Origin of the sequence: Sphingobacterium alkalisoli (assembly GCF_005049105.1) — a bacterium.
GTDB lineage: Bacteria > Bacteroidota > Bacteroidia > Sphingobacteriales > Sphingobacteriaceae > Sphingobacterium > Sphingobacterium alkalisoli.
Genome location: NZ_SUKA01000001.1, coordinates 1003983 through 1021028, shown reverse-complemented (window position 1 = coordinate 1021028; position 17046 = coordinate 1003983). Strand labels below are relative to the sequence as shown.

The 17046-nt window shown below is 43.3% G+C and carries 18 protein-coding genes; 10 read left to right on the top strand and 8 right to left on the bottom strand.

The window, feature by feature from the left end; genetic code table 11:
• Window positions 1-131: 131 nt before the first annotated feature.
• The 3 genes from FAZ19_RS03860 to FAZ19_RS03850 all read right to left on the bottom strand — a co-directional run bounded on the left by FAZ19_RS03860 (window position 132) and on the right by FAZ19_RS03850 (window position 3357).
• Window positions 132-1367 (bottom strand): glycosyl hydrolase family 28 protein, encoded by a 1236-nt coding sequence (locus FAZ19_RS03860; RefSeq protein WP_188876064.1) that lies wholly within the window; start codon window positions 1365-1367, stop codon window positions 132-134.
• 148 nt (window positions 1368-1515) lie between these two features.
• Window positions 1516-2532, bottom strand: a complete 1017-nt coding sequence (locus FAZ19_RS03855; protein WP_136819264.1) for a histidine kinase — start codon at window positions 2530-2532, stop codon at window positions 1516-1518.
• A 9-nt stretch (window positions 2533-2541) separates the two neighbouring features.
• A complete protein-coding gene (locus tag FAZ19_RS03850; protein ID WP_136819263.1) occupies window positions 2542-3357 on the bottom strand; it encodes a response regulator in 816 nt (271 codons plus the stop codon).
• A gap of 131 nt (window positions 3358-3488) precedes the next feature.
• Between FAZ19_RS03850 and FAZ19_RS03845 the strand changes: the two genes are divergently transcribed.
• The 6 genes from FAZ19_RS03845 to FAZ19_RS03820 all read left to right on the top strand — a co-directional run bounded on the left by FAZ19_RS03845 (window position 3489) and on the right by FAZ19_RS03820 (window position 7029).
• Window positions 3489-3716 (top strand): hypothetical protein, encoded by a 228-nt coding sequence (locus FAZ19_RS03845; protein WP_136819262.1) that lies wholly within the window; start codon window positions 3489-3491, stop codon window positions 3714-3716.
• Between the two features lie 6 nt (window positions 3717-3722).
• Complete coding sequence (locus FAZ19_RS03840) at window positions 3723-4598, top strand: hypothetical protein (protein ID WP_136819261.1); 876 nt, start codon at window positions 3723-3725, stop codon at window positions 4596-4598.
• Window positions 4525-5214 (top strand): hypothetical protein, encoded by a 690-nt coding sequence (locus FAZ19_RS03835; RefSeq protein WP_136819260.1) that lies wholly within the window; start codon window positions 4525-4527, stop codon window positions 5212-5214. The genes FAZ19_RS03840 and FAZ19_RS03835 overlap by 74 nt, the downstream gene beginning before the upstream one ends.
• A 17-nt stretch (window positions 5215-5231) precedes the next feature.
• A complete protein-coding gene (locus tag FAZ19_RS03830; protein ID WP_136819259.1) occupies window positions 5232-5831 on the top strand; it encodes a Crp/Fnr family transcriptional regulator in 600 nt (199 codons plus the stop codon).
• Window positions 5832-6184: 353 nt separating this feature from the next.
• Entirely contained in the window at window positions 6185-6418 is a 234-nt protein-coding gene (locus FAZ19_RS03825) for a hypothetical protein (protein WP_136819258.1), read from the top strand.
• A gap of 170 nt (window positions 6419-6588) precedes the next feature.
• Window positions 6589-7029: a hypothetical protein gene (locus tag FAZ19_RS03820; RefSeq protein ID WP_136819257.1), complete on the top strand. Its 441-nt coding sequence runs from the start codon at window positions 6589-6591 to the stop codon at window positions 7027-7029.
• A 60-nt stretch (window positions 7030-7089) separates the two neighbouring features.
• Here FAZ19_RS03820 and FAZ19_RS03815 read toward each other — a convergent pair whose 3' ends face one another.
• The 3 genes from FAZ19_RS03815 to FAZ19_RS03805 are packed head-to-tail and all read right to left on the bottom strand — an operon-like array spanning window position 7090 to window position 12544.
• Window positions 7090-8472 carry a RagB/SusD family nutrient uptake outer membrane protein gene (locus tag FAZ19_RS03815; RefSeq protein WP_136819256.1) on the bottom strand — a complete coding sequence of 461 codons (1383 nt, stop codon included), beginning with the start codon at window positions 8470-8472 and terminating at the stop codon, window positions 7090-7092.
• 15 nt (window positions 8473-8487) lie between these two features.
• Window positions 8488-11673: a SusC/RagA family TonB-linked outer membrane protein gene (locus tag FAZ19_RS03810; RefSeq protein WP_136819255.1), complete on the bottom strand. Its 3186-nt coding sequence runs from the start codon at window positions 11671-11673 to the stop codon at window positions 8488-8490.
• A complete protein-coding gene (locus FAZ19_RS03805; RefSeq protein ID WP_136819254.1) occupies window positions 11654-12544 on the bottom strand; it encodes a TlpA family protein disulfide reductase in 891 nt (296 codons plus the stop codon). The genes FAZ19_RS03810 and FAZ19_RS03805 overlap by 20 nt, the downstream gene beginning before the upstream one ends.
• Before the next feature lie 623 nt (window positions 12545-13167).
• On the opposite strand from FAZ19_RS03805, the gene FAZ19_RS03800 reads away from it, so the two are divergent.
• From FAZ19_RS03800 to FAZ19_RS03785, 4 genes are all read left to right on the top strand, one after another.
• Window positions 13168-13710, top strand: a complete 543-nt coding sequence (locus FAZ19_RS03800) for a hypothetical protein (RefSeq protein WP_136819253.1) — start codon at window positions 13168-13170, stop codon at window positions 13708-13710.
• 12 nt (window positions 13711-13722) lie between these two features.
• Window positions 13723-13872, top strand: coding sequence for an ATP-binding protein (locus FAZ19_RS03795; RefSeq protein ID WP_136819252.1), 150 nt, complete (start codon window positions 13723-13725; stop codon window positions 13870-13872).
• 77 nt (window positions 13873-13949) lie between these two features.
• On the top strand, window positions 13950-14207 hold the full coding sequence (locus FAZ19_RS03790) for a hypothetical protein (RefSeq protein WP_136819251.1): 258 nt from the start codon (window positions 13950-13952) through the stop codon (window positions 14205-14207).
• A 351-nt stretch (window positions 14208-14558) separates the two neighbouring features.
• On the top strand, window positions 14559-15776 hold the full coding sequence (locus FAZ19_RS03785; RefSeq protein ID WP_136819250.1) for a hypothetical protein: 1218 nt from the start codon (window positions 14559-14561) through the stop codon (window positions 15774-15776).
• Between the two features lie 117 nt (window positions 15777-15893).
• Here the strand turns inward: FAZ19_RS03785 and FAZ19_RS03780 are convergent, their stop codons facing one another.
• Window positions 15894-16466 carry a hypothetical protein gene (locus FAZ19_RS03780; protein WP_136819249.1) on the bottom strand — a complete coding sequence of 191 codons (573 nt, stop codon included), beginning with the start codon at window positions 16464-16466 and terminating at the stop codon, window positions 15894-15896.
• A 4-nt stretch (window positions 16467-16470) separates the two neighbouring features.
• Entirely contained in the window at window positions 16471-17031 is a 561-nt protein-coding gene (locus FAZ19_RS03775; RefSeq protein WP_136819248.1) for a hypothetical protein, read from the bottom strand.
• Window positions 17032-17046: the final 15 nt, after the last annotated feature.

Genomic DNA, 17046 nt, shown 5'->3' with positions numbered 1-17046 from the left:
TTAAGCGTAAACTTCACACTGAAGGGTATTGGTTTGTTCAGAAATGGTTCATTTTTGTACGGAAAAACCCATTTAAAGGCCTAATTCAGCAGTATCAAAGAAAGTAGACGGTCTAATTCAGACAAGCTTGCCTAGTTAGGGATAGTGATGACATGGTCTATGGTGACCGTTTCACTAGGCTGGACATCAATCGCATGTCCTGTCCCGACACGCAATATATCCCTAAAACTAGCGTGTGTAATTCCTTTCGAAACAACCATGTGCTGCGATACTACATTGCGAACAAATAGGCCCATTACATTCTTTGCGTGTTCTATCACCAAGCCCTGATTGGACAACTTATTAATCGTCATGTTTTCGATAAACACATTGTTAATCCTCAAATTGCCTATGGGCATTATGCGTATCGCGCGATGAGATATGGAATAAAAATCTTGCCAGTTCTGAAGGTATATATTGGTGATATCGTCGATTTTTCCTCGATGTATAGATCCGCTTACTACATTGACATTTTCCTGTCCAGCATCCACATTCGTATCAGTTAAACCGATATTAATAAAATCGTCACCACTCCTTCCCTGGCATCTGTCGATGATAATATTTTTACATCCAAATCGAACCCCTAGTCCATCTTGGTTCAATATCTGTCGTTCTGTTCCATGCACGTTGACGGCCTGCCGGACGTTAAACGTGATGTCGGAAATCTTGCCATTCTGCGCCCGTTCCAGCACAATCCCGTGTGCGTGGTAATCTTTTAAGGTAAGTCCACTAATTTCAAACCGATCAACATGCGCTAAAATAATCGCATGATTTCTCCAGCCGCCCATTTGATTTTCACCAACTTTGCCCGCATCGCTACCGTATGAAAGGTTATAATTACCATTAGGCTCCGTGGATAGGGTCTTATTGTGATCTCCTGTCGACCTCGGATTGTCCGCACCTTCTAATAGCACATGGCCAACGCCCCGGATCGTTATATTTTTTAACGGTCGGACTTCAGCTATACCAAGGCCCGTGTTACCGGATCGTATAAAATTGTCTCGGCATTGATCGGAGAGTTTGATCGTACAGTTGTTGAGCACAAGCTCCATATCACTCGGCAACAAGATAGCGCGGTCGATTAGCCAAACTTTCCTGCCTGTCGTCGCGTCGATTGGTGGGATGACTACCCGACCTGTGGTGCCGCGGGCTTCATTAATAGCTTGTTGTATCCGTTCGATTTGGCTCCCCGTGTTGTACATATTTGGACTGTGGTACTCCGTTGGTCCCCCCAGATCTGTTCTGTTTCTGCTGTTGCCAGCTTGTGCTTCTAGGCTAAAAAGTATTGTCAAAAGTAGCCAGTTCTTAATTTGCTTTATATTCATCATACTTATGGTTATACCGTGCATTTGGATTTCTAATTCCATCAAAAATAGTATAATCAAACAGCAGTAAGTTTCGTTTTTGTACAGAAATAGTTCGTTTTTGTACGGAAATAGTTCGTTTTTGTACGGAAAGAAATAGGTGACATCAATCCTAGGTCATCTTTAGCTCCACATCCTTCCATAACACCATAACCGTAAACACCTTTGTATCATCGATGACGTCGATCCTATTCTCTTCACCATAGATTTTCAGCAGGCTTTTGATGAGAGGTAAGCCAAGCTGGGTACTTTCTTCGCTAGTGGTACGGCCCTGCTTTCGGAAATTGGTGAGGCACATATAAAGCCTTCCATCCGGCAGCAGATCCAACGTGAGGTGTAGGGGCCTTTTCGGGTCGTCTACGATACCGTATAGGCAGCAATTTTCGATCAGCGTCATCAGGAGCATGGCCGGCACTTTGATGTTGTAGACCGCTTCCTTGGCACAACGGATAACAAGGCGTAACTTTTTACTGCGCTGAATACGATATATTTTACACAGATTCTCCAACTGCTCCATTTCAGTACCTAATGGGTGGGTCTGCTGGTCATGAATGTCGTTGTAATATCGGAATATCTGCATCAGCGGCTCCGCGATCTTCGCAGCCCGATTCGGCTTCTTAATCGCCAGGATTTGAAATGCAGATAAGGTATTCTTCAGAAAATGCGGAAAGAAGTGTGAACGGAGCACCTCTGCCTCTAATGCGAGCAGGTTATCCCAATCGATCTTGGCACGGTCGATCAGATAACTCATCCAGCCCAGAAAAGCAGGCAACACCAGCAAGGAAATAACTTCATTCAGATTCGAGATTTCCCAATCTCCTTCATGCTCCCAGGTCGCTGCCCCCAGCCAAACGCTCACGCATAATAAGCCAAAAAAAACGATTCCAATAGTGACCACATACAGAATCGGAAGGTATAGAAAAGGCTTTCTATTACTATAGGAGACGGGGGCGATGAGGTAACGCGATAACGCAAACAGACCTATATTAATGGCGAGCATGGCTATGAAGTCATTCCACCCTGAAAAGGCTGCTGCGCATAAACCTAGTACGATCCAAGCGGTTACAAATATGGCTAAGCACCACAGGATTATTTGCGTTGTTTTATAATTCGATTTCCGAAAAGGCATACATGATTATTAAGGCGACTTTTCACTGGCTATGAATTTTTCGATGTAGGAACGGCGACTTCTGTTCACATCGACTTTTACTCCATTTTTGAGTTTCACAGTGCTTAACGAAATATCCTTAACATAATCCTTATGGTACATCACCGAGGATGTTACAAACAAAAAGATATTCAAACGTTCGTAGTCTTGATAGAAAGCCTTTAGCGATGTACGCATACTTCCCAGTAAATAATAATGTCCGGTAGGATCCAGCCCATAAAAATCGATCTCATTTCCTTCCCGCTTCTCCTCTTTGACTTTACGCTTTACCCTCACGATATCTTCCAGTGCCACTCTGGTCAATTCCCTCACCGGATGCCCGGCATGCTCCCTGTCGTCATCCTTCTCTTCTTCGATTCTTTTGTCGTGGGGTCGTCTTACCAAGATAGAAATAGGGTCCTTCGGCCGCCAGGTTTCCCGTTTTTGTAAATCCCGTACCAACTCATGGATATCCTCCTGGAACAGGGGCTTCTTGAAAAAAGCATCCGGACGGACATCGTGTCCCTCTTCGGCATGTTTTTCCCGGTAATCCGAACATAGGATGATAAAGCGGACATAAGGGCGTAACTTACTTACCCCCTCCGTACCCAACATACCGTCTAGTTCGACATCCACAAATGCAAAGTCAACTTTTACGGGACGGTTCTTCAATGCTTTTATTGCGGTTTCGACGGAAGTATAACACTTCTTCTCCACATGGAACAGTTTTGTCCCCATAATCACCCTTCTCATCTGCTCCTGAACAAGCGGGAGGTCTTCTATAATAATTGCTGAAAACGTAGACATTCTGGTTTCTTGTTTTACTAGGTTGTACCGCTAATTTACAAAAATCCTCATAAATGTGTCGGTTTTCACCAACAGTATGGCCGATCAATGCTGTAAAAGCCATATTTACGGTATTACAAACAACTAAACACATGAACATAAAAAACAAATCGCTACGCTACGCTGCCCTCATTGGCTGTGCATTTTGCCTATTTCAGGCTCTTCCATTTTTAACGACGGAGTCTCAGCCGCAGACCGTCGAAGTATCCGATGCCTTACTTCAATTGCATCCTGATGTTTTCAAGACCAAAATTCTTTTTTCCAGAGATGAGCCGACGGCCGTTGCCCCGGCCGTACAAGAAATTATGGAGCAGGAGTAAGGCGCAATGGTGAGCTGGTACCGCCGACTGTTGTCGAAGTGCTGGGAGCTACACATTCTCATCAGCGTATTGTACAATCTTGCTCATTTGTCGAGCAGTACAATCGTTGTCGCGTGGGGTGTAGCCCCACTGTACTTCAACAGAGTATGGGAGCCTATCAGGACTACATCGTTTGTACCTCGCTACGCCGAGTGGGCTGGTATCCATGGTGGATACAGTTTTTATAGTCCTTCGGTAGCGAGTACGTACCGCAGCCACTTCTATATTGCCGACCCTAATGGTGAACTGCATTATTACAGTCATCCGTTATTGCGCAGCCGTAGTGCGAAGATCCGCTATCGCAGCTTTATGGACCATCAGCAGGTCTGGATAGGCGCAAAAGAGCATAACAGTGAAGTGGACACGGCCTTTGCCTACGCGGTACAACGGTCATTAACGATGCAACTGGCCAAACGCTATCCCGGCAGCCCGGTAGTACACCGGATCATGGTGCAACATATACCGTCACTGCGGGAGCATACCGAGCAGATAGAACTGAAAAAGCAATTGATTAACCTTAAGACATACCGATATCAATACGACACCCTACACACCCATTTGGAGCCGCCTGTTACCACAGGGGATGGGATTGATCCTGGGTTGGGAGATGATCCAACTTTGGTCCGATTTACCAATACTGTATGGACAGGATGGGATTATCGACAACCGTTTGCTCCAGTTGCACCAATCGGATACAGGTTGGAACATCTATATGGCGGCAGATTATCTTCGATGGATTGCGCTAGCCTACCTCTTATGCTGTGCAGCAATGACACTACGGTATCACGGCCGTTTAGCCAGTATTCTCTTATTGATACTGCATCATGGGTTGTGGATCAATGATCCCAACTGGTCTTACGGCGTAGACTACCTCGCACAGACCGGCCTGCTGATCTGCTGTCTTTCCCCAAAATCTCCGCATACCTTAAAACTCTTACGCTGGCAGCTCACGGTGGTGTATCTGTTTGGTGGATTAGGGAAAGCCATTGGCGCGAGCTGGTACGATGGGGAGGCACTTTGGCGGGCCGTACAACAACCCTTTCCAGGCGCCCTGTTTCCGATTCCGACCAAGTGGGGAAGTTATAAGGAGATCTGGATAGTAAGCGGCTGGTTTGTTATCCTGCTTGAGTTGTGCTATCCCTTGATCTGGCGAGCGGGTGGGTACCGTCGTACTTTTTTAGCAGGCATTATCGGATTACATGTCAACATAGCCTTAACCATGGGATTGTACCATTTTGCGAGCCTCATGATCTGGTATAACCTATGCAGCTGGTACTTCCCCGACAAAAATACGATCATTTCCAATTATTCACCCCTTGAAGGCGAGGCGAGGTATCTCGCAAGTACGATTCCTTCCCTCCCACCTTCAATACAAGGAAAGGAGGCTAAAGTCTCTGGAGAGACTACGCAAACATCGCCGATCGGTTTGATGGCGAATAGAGCAAACACCAAGAACTAAACAAAAAATAACGAATTATGAGCAAATATTACAGCAAAACAAAGGCGTTTAACCTGCTTTTGAACTACTGGTCAAAACATCGGCCGATAAGTGAGGAACACGCACGATGGCTAAAAGAAAACTGCACCGCGCATATTGTTAAAAGTGAACAGATACTCTATGCGGAAGGAGATCGCCAGAAGAAAATCTATTTTGTTTCGGAGGGAATCCTGGCACGGCGGAAGCTTACTCCCAAAAAAAAGAAACAGCAACTCTTGGCTATAGCCCCGCCAACCTACGGTCTATTTACCACTAAGCACACGCATAGCCTAACGCCGGCGGAAGGCGATATCATAGCCTTACGTTCCGGTCTCCTTGTGTCCATTCCATATACCAGCTTAGCACTTGAAGGCTTCAAACACCTTGGACTGGATGAATTTTCCAGACAGCTGGTCAATAAGAAGAAAGCTTTGCTGGACAAATTGCGCCCCTTAGCATTTGAGCGGGATGCTATGGAGCGCTACCTGCGGTTTGCCCGTGATTTGCCAGAACTCTGTTCTATACTATGGCAACAGGAACAGGCCGATTTAATCGATGTATCTATCAGCACTGTGCAACGAGGCTTTAGTCGTTTGTAAAAAATCACCCCTAATCTCTGTCTCTAGGAGCATGATCTCAGGCAGATTTTATTACTCAACTTTGAAAAGTGAGACATCGATATAAAGAGTAGAGCGAATTAAGCTAAAAAATAGGTTGAGCGTATCGGGATGACAGCCACTATTCCGGTGGTAGAGTTTCGACAAGGTAGAAAAAGGCAGTGAGACCGGCTACTGCTATCCGCCGATACGTTGGTGTGGTCACGGATGTCGAGACACAGGGACGCGGGTACAGCGATATAGTACAAATAAAGCCAAGGGGCAGGCTGCGTCGAGGACGCAGCCCAGTCCGGGCCAGATAGGAAAAAAATGTAGTAAAGAAAAATGAACAAAATATGAACCGCTATCAGACAGTGATATTAAAAAGCAAGGCTGTCCTCGTAAAGTTAGAGAGACTTGCACAGTCCCTATGGACGAAGCTGCATGGGCGGTACATGTCGAGTTTTGGCGTGCAGGGAAGTATGGTATGGGTACTGCTATGCACGCACGCCTATCTTGCGCCCCGCGCTCCTCAGAGAACTGCGAATAGAATCAAGTATCCGCGTAAGTATGCACTATTCCGGCGTTAGCAGCCAATTATCTACTACACTGGTCAATCGCGTTTCGGGGAGAAATGCCTGGCCGATACGGAACCCTCGATCGCATTCCTGTGAGGCAAAACCGAAATGCAGAAAAAGAAATACTGATTTAATCTTTGTAAACTAAAGCTCGCACTGAGTTAAAAGTGTATATAATGCCTATGGCAACTTTAAAAAACAATTGGCTACGCGCCATTACATTAGGATTATTTATGATGGGTTTAATTTTTACTTCGCAAGCAGGCGAAATTGATCCACCTAAAAAGGACAAGAAAGGGGCAACGGGTGTAGCAATAAAAGAAACTGCTCCAACAAAAATGCTGAATCAAACTTGGCATTATAACGGCGGACCGACAGATTCACCCACGGATGCGAGCAAGTACAGCCTGAGTTCTGGTGAACCATGTGGTATCTTACAGGAAACTGTTTGTAAACTAAATGCACCTGCTTCAATTGCGAATCCGAATCAACCGGATATGAATGCCGAAGTAGAGGTTGACGGTGAACCGGAGCCGAGAACAATTACCCAACGTATTAATGATGCGTTCAGCGGTTCGACACCGCAAGCTAATGAAACCGTACAAAGTTTCAAAGGCCTGTAGTCTATCGTAAGCAAAATCAAAAGTCCGAAAATATTATGTTTTCGGACTTTTGTCGCTTATTTAGTTTTGGTGCATCCCTGTAATATCAATAACATCCTTCGGTATTTTAAAAACGTAACTTTCCGAATTTGGCAATAATTTGTATTCTTTGCTTACACCTTGATCTACGAGTGTACGGACAATCGTCTTTTTAAATCGCTCATCTTTGTTGAGCCGCCTTAGATCTAACCACCGTATACTTCTATTAATAAGTTCTTTCCTGCGCTCATCCAAAATTAACTTTAGAAGTACATCAGTATCATCCTCATCAACCGGCTTAAACGAAGCCTTATCAATCCGGTTTATGAGCAACCTATTTAAATCTGCTCGCGCCTTCGCGGATTCCCGCCCCCTAGCATAACATTCCGCACGGTTTAAAAGAACTTCCGAGGTTGTCAATCCGGAAAAAATAGTCCCGGAACCAAAGCCCATATAATTCCCTTTGAATGAATATCCGTTATCACCTTCGCTTCTAAAATAAGATTGAAGTCTCAAGTCACCCGGTTCGAACAAGTTGTACAGCTCAGTAGACACGACGGAACCACGACTGGGACTCAATAAACTAGAGCCACTGCCACAAGCAAAAAATATCGTTTCTACATTCATGGCATTATAGGGATAATTGGCACCCAGGTCAATGGTGTTCAGATCTATCAATGTGTTCTGTCTGGCTAGACATGCTGTAGCAGCACGTTCGGATTCGTCATATAATTCCATCGCAAGATAGATTCGGGATAAAGCAGCATAAGCAGATGCCGTATTCGGACGTGATAGGTAGCCGTTTGTCTCGTTCAACAGCACTACGGCTTCATTCATATCTTTCAATATGTCATCATACGTTTCCTTAATGGTGCTCCTTTGCGAATTGATATTTGCATCTGAAGAATGTCTCAGCGGTATACCCAGACCGGCATTCGTACCATCCTTATCGTAAGGAAGACAGAAAACCTGTGCCAACATAAAGTGTCCAAAAGCTCGGTGGAACAAAGCCTGCCCTCTGATATTTCGCCCGGCAGCGCTTTCGGTCTGTCCCATTTTTTCCAGGCTTTCCATGACAATATTGCTAATGGAAATAGGTTTATAAGAATTGACCCATACACCCAGATACACAGGTGGGTACAGATCTGTCCATATAAATTTATATGTACTCTGATCAAAAGCCGTCAGGTTGCCCAAGCTATTGTGATCCATTTGATAATCATCGGTACCGACTTCCAGTAAGAAAGGATATCCTCCCAGATTAATGAAATTTTCAGCATCCAATAAAGCCTGTAAGTCGCTTAGCGAAGAGGCTACCTTACTAGAATGCGAAATACGCTGATCCAAAAATTCTTCGCAGCCGGTCGCTGTCATGGTACATATTATACCCAGCACATAATATTTTATTTTATTCAATAATTTCATTTTTTGTCTATTTAATTACAATTGAAAATTTAGGCCTGCTGTAAAAACCTTAGGACTCGGCATTGCGAGATAATCCGGATCTAGCGTAGACTCACTTTTCTTCCAGATAACACCCAGATTATTGGCCCCGACGAAGAGCGAACCCCGGATTGCATAGCGATTAACTTTGAGGCTGGTATTATAGGATAGTCTCACGCTCTGGAACCGGATCAGATCGCCCCGTTCGATATTGGCATCAGATCTCACATAAAAGTTGTCGCGATTGGCATCGCCGGGATACACCATTGAAGGTACCGTGGTCATTGTTTCGTCTCCCGTTTTTTGCCATCGCTTTTCAAAATCACCGTGGCCGGTCCAGCTGTTAAAAAGTGCCGTGTAACTGATAGATTCTTTCCTAAAATAATGTCCCCATTTAAAAAGAATATTCATACTCAGCGTGAAGTTCTTATACGAAAAATCATTATTAAATGCACCGTAATATGGTGGAAGTGCCGTTCCATGAAAATTGAGGTACTGCAACGAATCCGCAAGCATCTGGGCGTAGTTTTTTGAAAGCTCCCCTTTCAAATACCCCTGTGGATCACCGTTCTCCGGATCCAATCCTGCGAACTTATAGGAGAAAACGGGATACAGTGGTTTTCCTTCGATCGGAGTGATCTGTACACCGCCGTTCACATAGTTTGTCGTAGTACCTATCCCCCCTTTAAAACTGGTGATGGTATTCGAGGCGTAGGAAAAATTGAGATGGGGATTCCAGCGAAATTTATCGATACTGATGCTGCCCCTCAGGTTTATATCCACACCTTTGCTCTCGATCTCCCCTACATTCTTGGTCATTGTAAGAAAGCCACTTGTAGGATCTACGACATCCTGAGAAAGAATATCATAAGATCGCTTTTTATAAAATTCAACAGCACCTGACAAACGGTTGTTCAACAGAGCGAAATCTAGACCGTAATTCAGCATCCTGACAGTTTCCCATTTCAGCGATGGATTCGGTGGATTAAAAACCTGTGCATAAGGCAGGTTGGTATATGGTGAATTGCTGCTAAAAACGAGGGTGGCTTCCAAAGAAGAGCTTCCCACCGCGTTACCACCTGCGCCGAGGGTGGAACGCAGTTTCAGCATATCGAGCCACGCTATATTTTCCATAAATTTCTCCTTAGATACATGCCATGCCAGCCCCGTGGACCATAACGGGTTCCAGCGCGTATTTATTTTTGAACCAAACCCGTTGGACGCATCCCTTCGCGCAGACATCGAAATACTATACTTCTCTAAAAAATCGTACTGCAGGTTGGAATACATGGATACATAGCGCACCATTCTATCTGAATAACCGGTATAGAAAGGGATAGTTTGGCTGCCGGCCAGATTACCATAGATCGGAAAGCGGTTGATATAATCAACATTCTTGCTGGTCATCACACCTTCGTCATACCCGTACACCCCGTACGAATCTTGAGTTGTATTGGAAGAAGATATCTCACCGCCCAGCAACCAGCTAAAACCATGACGCTGCGCCCATTTCTTATTAAAATTGAGCTGCCCTCTGATCCGGTGTGCCTGGAGGTGATTGGTGGCATTATTGAGTATTCCACCCCTTGGTAGATTATACTTTACTTCGCCATTGACGATCTGTGAAAATCGGTTAATTAGATCCCTTGCATGAAAGGATTCTTCCTGATAATGTAACGAAGTCTTTCCCGACTGGTTCTCGTATCCGTATGTGAGCTCTCCACTCAGTGACTCCAAAATTCTATAGCGCAGCTGCAAGTTGGCGGCTATGTGCCCGGAGCGGGTGCGCGCTGTTGATTTGTCTACGTCTTCCAGCGGCATATACGTCCAGTCCAATAATTTACCGGCTCCTGCCGTATCAGCAAACGCACGGTTGAAGTTCTTGGCAATTACCAGCGGGTTACCTCCCGCGTCTATCAGCTCAGCGTATGGATAGATTGCATTACGTGTGCCTCCCGGGATAAGATTGCTGCTCGGGAAAGTTGCACTGTTTTTATTTACCGACTCCGTGTACGCAACATTAACTAACATACTAAGCTTTTTACTCAATGTGGTTTCATTAGAGAGCCGAAATGTATATCGCTCGCTGTTACTTTTTATCTGCGCCCCGTTATTATGATCAAATCCCAAACTGGCCTGCATCCTATTCTTCTCCGTATTGCTTTCCACCGTTGCAAAGTACTGTTGTCCAAGCGCATTGCGCAACAGGTGTTTACTATAATCATTTCTGTAATCCCTGGCCGACCAATAGTCCATTTTTTGCTCTAGTTCCTCCTTTGTGACCTTACCGTCCTTATTTGCATAGAGCAATTCTATCAAGGGCGAAAACACCGTCCGCTGCTTCGTCGAACTGCTATAAGCCCTGTCATAGAACCCGTTATCAAAGAGCATCCGCTCTACCTCCATAAAGTCTGAGCTCGATATGCTTGGTGTATAGAACAGGTCCGGCTTTTGGGTTATTAGTACATTGCCCATGATATTTACCGCCGCTCGGGAGGAATCCTTCCCTTTCTTAGTGGTGATGACAATGACTCCGTTACCTGCTCTGGAACCCCAGATCGAACTTGCCGCGGCATCCTTTAGGACGGTAACCGATTCGATGTCATTGGGATTCAGATTGTTCAGATCACCATCGTATGGGAAATTATCCAGTACGATCAGCGGCTTTGAAGATCCGGAACTGAATGTATTGAGTCCGCGAACATTGATAACCGATGTTCCGGAGCGGTTGTCAAATTGCAATCCAGCGACCTTACCTTCCAGTCGTTCCAGGATATTAACGGTTGTCATGGTATTAAGTTCCGAATTTGAGATCTGTCCATAGCTTCCAGTAGCCCTTTCTTTGGGTAATATCTGGTAACCTGTATTGACAAGGACTTCTTCGATAACATTTTCCGTGGGCACCAGAACAATATCGGTATCACCTTGCCCCGCATCCAACGTTATATTTTGGGGTTTATAACCGACAGCAGATACCACAACCTCTAACTCCCCTCCTGTCGCGGAGATATTGAACCTGCCTAAGCTATCCGTCGTAAACACACGATCTGTTTCATTTATCCGCAGGGTGGCAAATGAGATGGGCGATCCATCCTGTTGTTTAATCGTACCCCGATAGTGCTGCTGTGCAAATACCGTGACAGTAAGCAATATGGCTGCAATACTACTGATTACGTTTTTCATATTTTTGGTTATAATTGATAAATACCTCTACCTGATCTTCGTTTACAAATTCGCTGAAAGTAACACCTGATACTACCCCTTTGGGATTGATCCAGACGTAGTGCGGAATAGCCACATAATGGAATACACTCGCCAGATAGTCGTCGTTATAAACAGTTGTCAAATTGCTTTTTCTGAGGATATCATCTTTCATCGAATGGATCTTTGAATAGTCGTCTCTTGTAACCCTCGAATTCGCAAGAAGCACATTAAGCCGGCCTTTATATTTATCCTGCAACAGGGATAATTTTGGAAGCCCCTGAATACAGGAAATACACCAGGTTGCCCAGAAATCGATGATCATCGGTTTTCCTTTAAATTCTCTCATCGTTTTACGGACGGTGTCCCCGTTGCTATAGAAAAGATGTTCTTTGGTCCAAAAGTCGTCCGGTACGTTCTGTCCCACAATAATTGGCTGCACCTCCCCTAACCCGTTTGCAATCCGCTCTCCAGCGGACTGCGCCTGGGCATCACTAAACAACACACATATGAAAAACAGGCAACATATTCGTAAAATGCTACCTAAAGAATCGCTATTTGTTACATTAATTTTTCCGGTTCGCGGATTTTGTATAAACCTTTCACGGTTTTGAAAACTGCGTTTAAATACATTAAATACAGTTTCACAAACAGTTCGCAGAAATAAGTAGTTATTTCGCGGATTTTTTGGGCAAATATCTTGGTCATCTAATCGGACACGATCCGGTAGTTTCCAAAAACTATTTTCTCCGTCATCATGAGCGGAGCGAAATCGCAATCTTCTTATTGTGTTTAGGGCAATGTTGACAGCTCGCAATAGCGCATAGCAATCCCCTTTGCGTAATTTTCGCATTCTTTTGGTGTGTTGTGCAAAGGCAGTAACATGTAAAACTTAAGTCCTCCCTTTCCCAAACACACATTACACCTTCACGGACACTCAGCTATACAGACCGACCTCTGCCAGTTAAAAAATTTATTAAAATTGGATCCGAATGCGATTTCAGCGAGCATAATAAAAAAGATTAATAGGGTTTATCTTTCGCATTTACGGATAAAGGAACTCCGCAAACGGAGTTAAGCCCTACCGAAACTATTCGGGGGCGGTTTTTAGATTTTTGTAAAGTTGCTTTTTTGTAATTTTCATAACTCACTTTTATTTAAGTGAGTCTCAGGAATGGAAGGAACTATAGCCGGGCTCCTATCAACCGCGTAACAGGGTTCCGACGCCCTCCAAAAACGGCTCACGATAGGGCCCATGACGCTATAGCCGTACAAAAGTACGTAAAAGTCGCCATAGGCATCCTCCTATCGTCTCGTTTTGGATCAAATTGTCGGAATTTGTTACCGAGACTCTTCTAGTTAAACACCTTGATTAATTGCTTAATCATTTCATAAAGCAAACATAATAAAATATATATAACATTACAAATTTATTTCGGTTAATATTATTTACAAGAATAACAGGACTTTCATAAAATGGAAAATCCTGTGAAAATTAGCTCGATACATCTTTTCATAATTAATGTGATCAGGCTATTGCGAGTGAATCTAGGTTTAAGTCAAAAAGACATTCAAGATATTTTAGATCTTAGTTCTGACAGTAATCTTTTAGGCTCAGTTGAAAGTAACTTTCGAACGGAAAGGTATCACGACAAACATTTAAACAAACTTGCCATAGCTTTTACAAAGATAGCTAGCGAACAAGGTAAAGATATTAGCTATACTGTCAGTGACTTTTATCCTCCTGTCAATTTCAAGGAAGAAATGATAGAAAAGATTGTTGTTAAAATAGAACCTACGGAGCTAAAACAAACCGGCATTCTATACCTATTACTTGAAGAAGAAAACGATCCATTCTTTAATGATTGGCATACGTCTAAAGAAATCGCACAGTACTGCGGTGGCAAGGCCGGAAAGAACTGGGGTTCCAAAGATTTTACCGCGGTGATTGAATATGCGGTAAAGAAAGGAAAACTGATCAGAAAGAGTGAGGACGAAGCACTTTTTAAAAGACCATAAACTGAATTTCAGATGGCCAAACCAATAAAAGAAGATATACACACGGAGTTTAAAAGTTCCTTTAACGATACAGTTATCGAATCGCTATCGGCATTTGTTAATACCAAGGGTGGACGTGTACTTGTTGGATTAATGGATACAGGGCGGCCTGTCAAAGTTTAGGGAATGTACCATCTCTAGAGCTTCGGCTTGTAAATGCAAAGCCTTTTAGCTAAATTTGGTATTAAAACTAAACAACTATGAATGTACTATCACTTCGAGAGCAGGTTAAGAGAGGCTCGATGGCTGTGAAAGCACTCAGAGCTAACCGATTGAAAAGCGGATTACCTTTCATGATCAATGTAACAGGTATGGAAAGAAAACTGTGTTATATGGAATATCCTAATGGTAAAATACATCTGGTAAAACAGTCTAACAATGGCAGCGATTTTGAGACCATGCATATTTTGGACGAGTCGGAAACAATACAGCTTAGAAACCGTTTCGATCTCTATTAATACCCGAACTTTTTGTAATAACTGGATCTAACGGAGCAGGTAAATCTACCGTAGGACCGAGTTACTTCCCAGATAACTTACAGAATATTTTTGATGGAGACAAGCTTTATTTGGAGAAAAGGTCGGAGCTTTGGAAATCTCACAACAGCCAAACTGGCTAATCAAGTATATGCCTAATATCGCTCGCTTGGCGGAACTCAAATGAACACAAATTTCGTTAGTGTATGTACATTAGTGTTACAGTCTAATTTCCCGCTATTAATTGTTGGAGTAACCTGCAAACGCTAACAATTGGTTGGATTTGCAGATACAAATAAATTTATCTAGGTTTGAAGCGACAGCGTTGATGCTATGGCCAACAAAAAATCAAAACATCTTGTTACTTTTCCTGCATTCTCGTTTGACAAGATTGCCCTATATTATAAAATCAGGAAAGAAAAAGGAATATCGGCATTTGAGTGTTCTTTCCTGCTTGGCAAGCATAACTTTTTTATACGGGATACCGAAAACCCTTTTAAGCCAACACTGATTGATCCGGAAGATAGCGCACAGATCGGGAAGATTCTTTTACTGGAAGACTACAATCCGCCCGTTACTCCTCTCGACCTATATAAACTGAATGTCGAAGAAATCAAGATCGACCGGAAGCGAATAAAACGGGTTATAACAATAGAAAGTGATCACAATCTACCGAACAAGTACCTGGAAATCTTCACGGAAGAAAAGGAAGATGAGCTTGAAACACCTCTATTTCTTAGTACCTCTCCAGAAGTACAAACTGCCTTTAGAGAACTACTTGAGCAGGGATATTTCAATCATACGCGCACAGCTTTGGAAATTTTTGACACATTTAGGGCGATGGATCAATTTGGGCCAAACTTCCATCCACGGTATCTCATCCAGAACATCCGCTATTTTGTCAATAAGAAATCCGGGGAACCTATTCTCGACAATAGCCGAACGAATCTTTTTTCAAGACGATTATTCTTTGAGCCTATCGACTTCACTATCGACCAGGCCAAAGGCGAGGTTTCCAACTCATTTGACGCGTTGGGTATAAATTCTTTTGGCGAGGCGGCTGATTGGGTCAGCGCGTTAAACTATCGGCGAAACAGCGATAAAAACAACCCATTATGTTTATTCGAAGACAACTGCGGCACCTGTAGCACCAAACATGTACTGCTGAAAAGACTGGCCGATGAAAACGGGCATCCAGAGCTGCAATTGATGTTGGGCATATTTTACATGACCGCCAAAAACACGCCAGCTATTAAAGACGTGCTAAAAAAATACAATCTAAAATATATTCCAGAAGCTCACAGTTATATTCGCGCTTACAACTATATACTTGACTATACCGGCATCGGTATCAATGAAACCAAATTTGAGCTTGAACTACGGGCTGAAGTCGAAATACAAGCAGACCAAGCTACGGATTCTAAGGTATCTTACCATAAAGACTATCTAACGACATGGATCGATAAAAATGGAGTTTCCTATTCTCTTGATGAATTATGGAAGATCCGTGAGGAGTGCATAAAAGCAATTACACGTCGCAGTGCTAAATAAAAATGCCACTCAAATATCCATCCACAGTTGACACAGGCTTGTAGCCCAGCCTTTATAACCTCTTGTCAGTAGTCTCTACTTTTAGGTTGCAATTCCAGCATGTACTTGCTCATTCTACTATTTAAAGACAATACTTCCCACTAACGTATCAATAAAAGCCTCTGCTTTCGCAATATCCCGCATGGCGCAATAGATCCTACCCAAAACAACGTATTTACCTAACAAATCCTGCATAATAAACGACTTAGCATTATTGGATTTATAGTAATTAATTAAGACTTCGCTGCCATTAACCGTTTTAAGCTCATCATAGTAATCTGCTTCCAAGGTGTTCGTTTCGCCAATCATATTGGTAAACATCTCCCTGAACTCTATTTGAGACTGGGTAAATGGACGGAAATCATTACCAGAGGTCCTATTACGGCAGGTTAATTCGATGACCATGCCATCTACCAAAAAATATTCACCAGCCATTTTATCCAGCCCTTTAATTCGTGTAGTATAGGTGTAAAAACTATTGACCAAATCTTTAGCTGCGGAATAGGCCATGCGATTGGCCGTCGAGATATGGGTATTGGTATGCGCTATCTCCGAGAAAGGGCGTACCGCGGTCCCCTGGATATAGGTCTGGGCAAGCGATACCTCACCCAGACCTAAAAACAGAAAAAATAGAAGCATGTATTTACCCATATCTTTATTTAAAGACTATACTACCCACCAACGTATCAATAAAAGTCTCTGCTTTCGCAATATCCTGCATGGAACAATAGATATTGCCCAAAACAACATATTTACTTAAAAGATCTTGCATAAAAAAGCTTTTAAAATTGGCAGATTTATAATATTTTATTAACACTTCACTGCCATTTACAGTCTTAAGTTCATCATAGTAGTCCGCTTCAAGAGTATTAGTTTCCCCAATCATATTCGTAAACATCTCCCTGAGCTCTATTTGAGTTTGGGTAAATGGACGGAAGTCATAATCGTTGGTACGATTTCGACAAACAAGCTGAACCACCATATCATCCACCAAAAAATATTCTCCGGCCATTTTATCCAACCCTTTAATTCGTGTAGTATAGGTGTAAAAACTATTGACCAAATCTTTAGCTGCGGAATAGGCCATACGATTGGTTGTAGAGATATGGGTATTGGTATGCGCTATCTCCGAAAAAGGGCGTACCGCGACCCCCTGGATATAGGTTTGGGCAAGCGACACCTCGCCCAAACCTACAAACAGAAAAAATAGAAGCATGCATCTGCCCATATC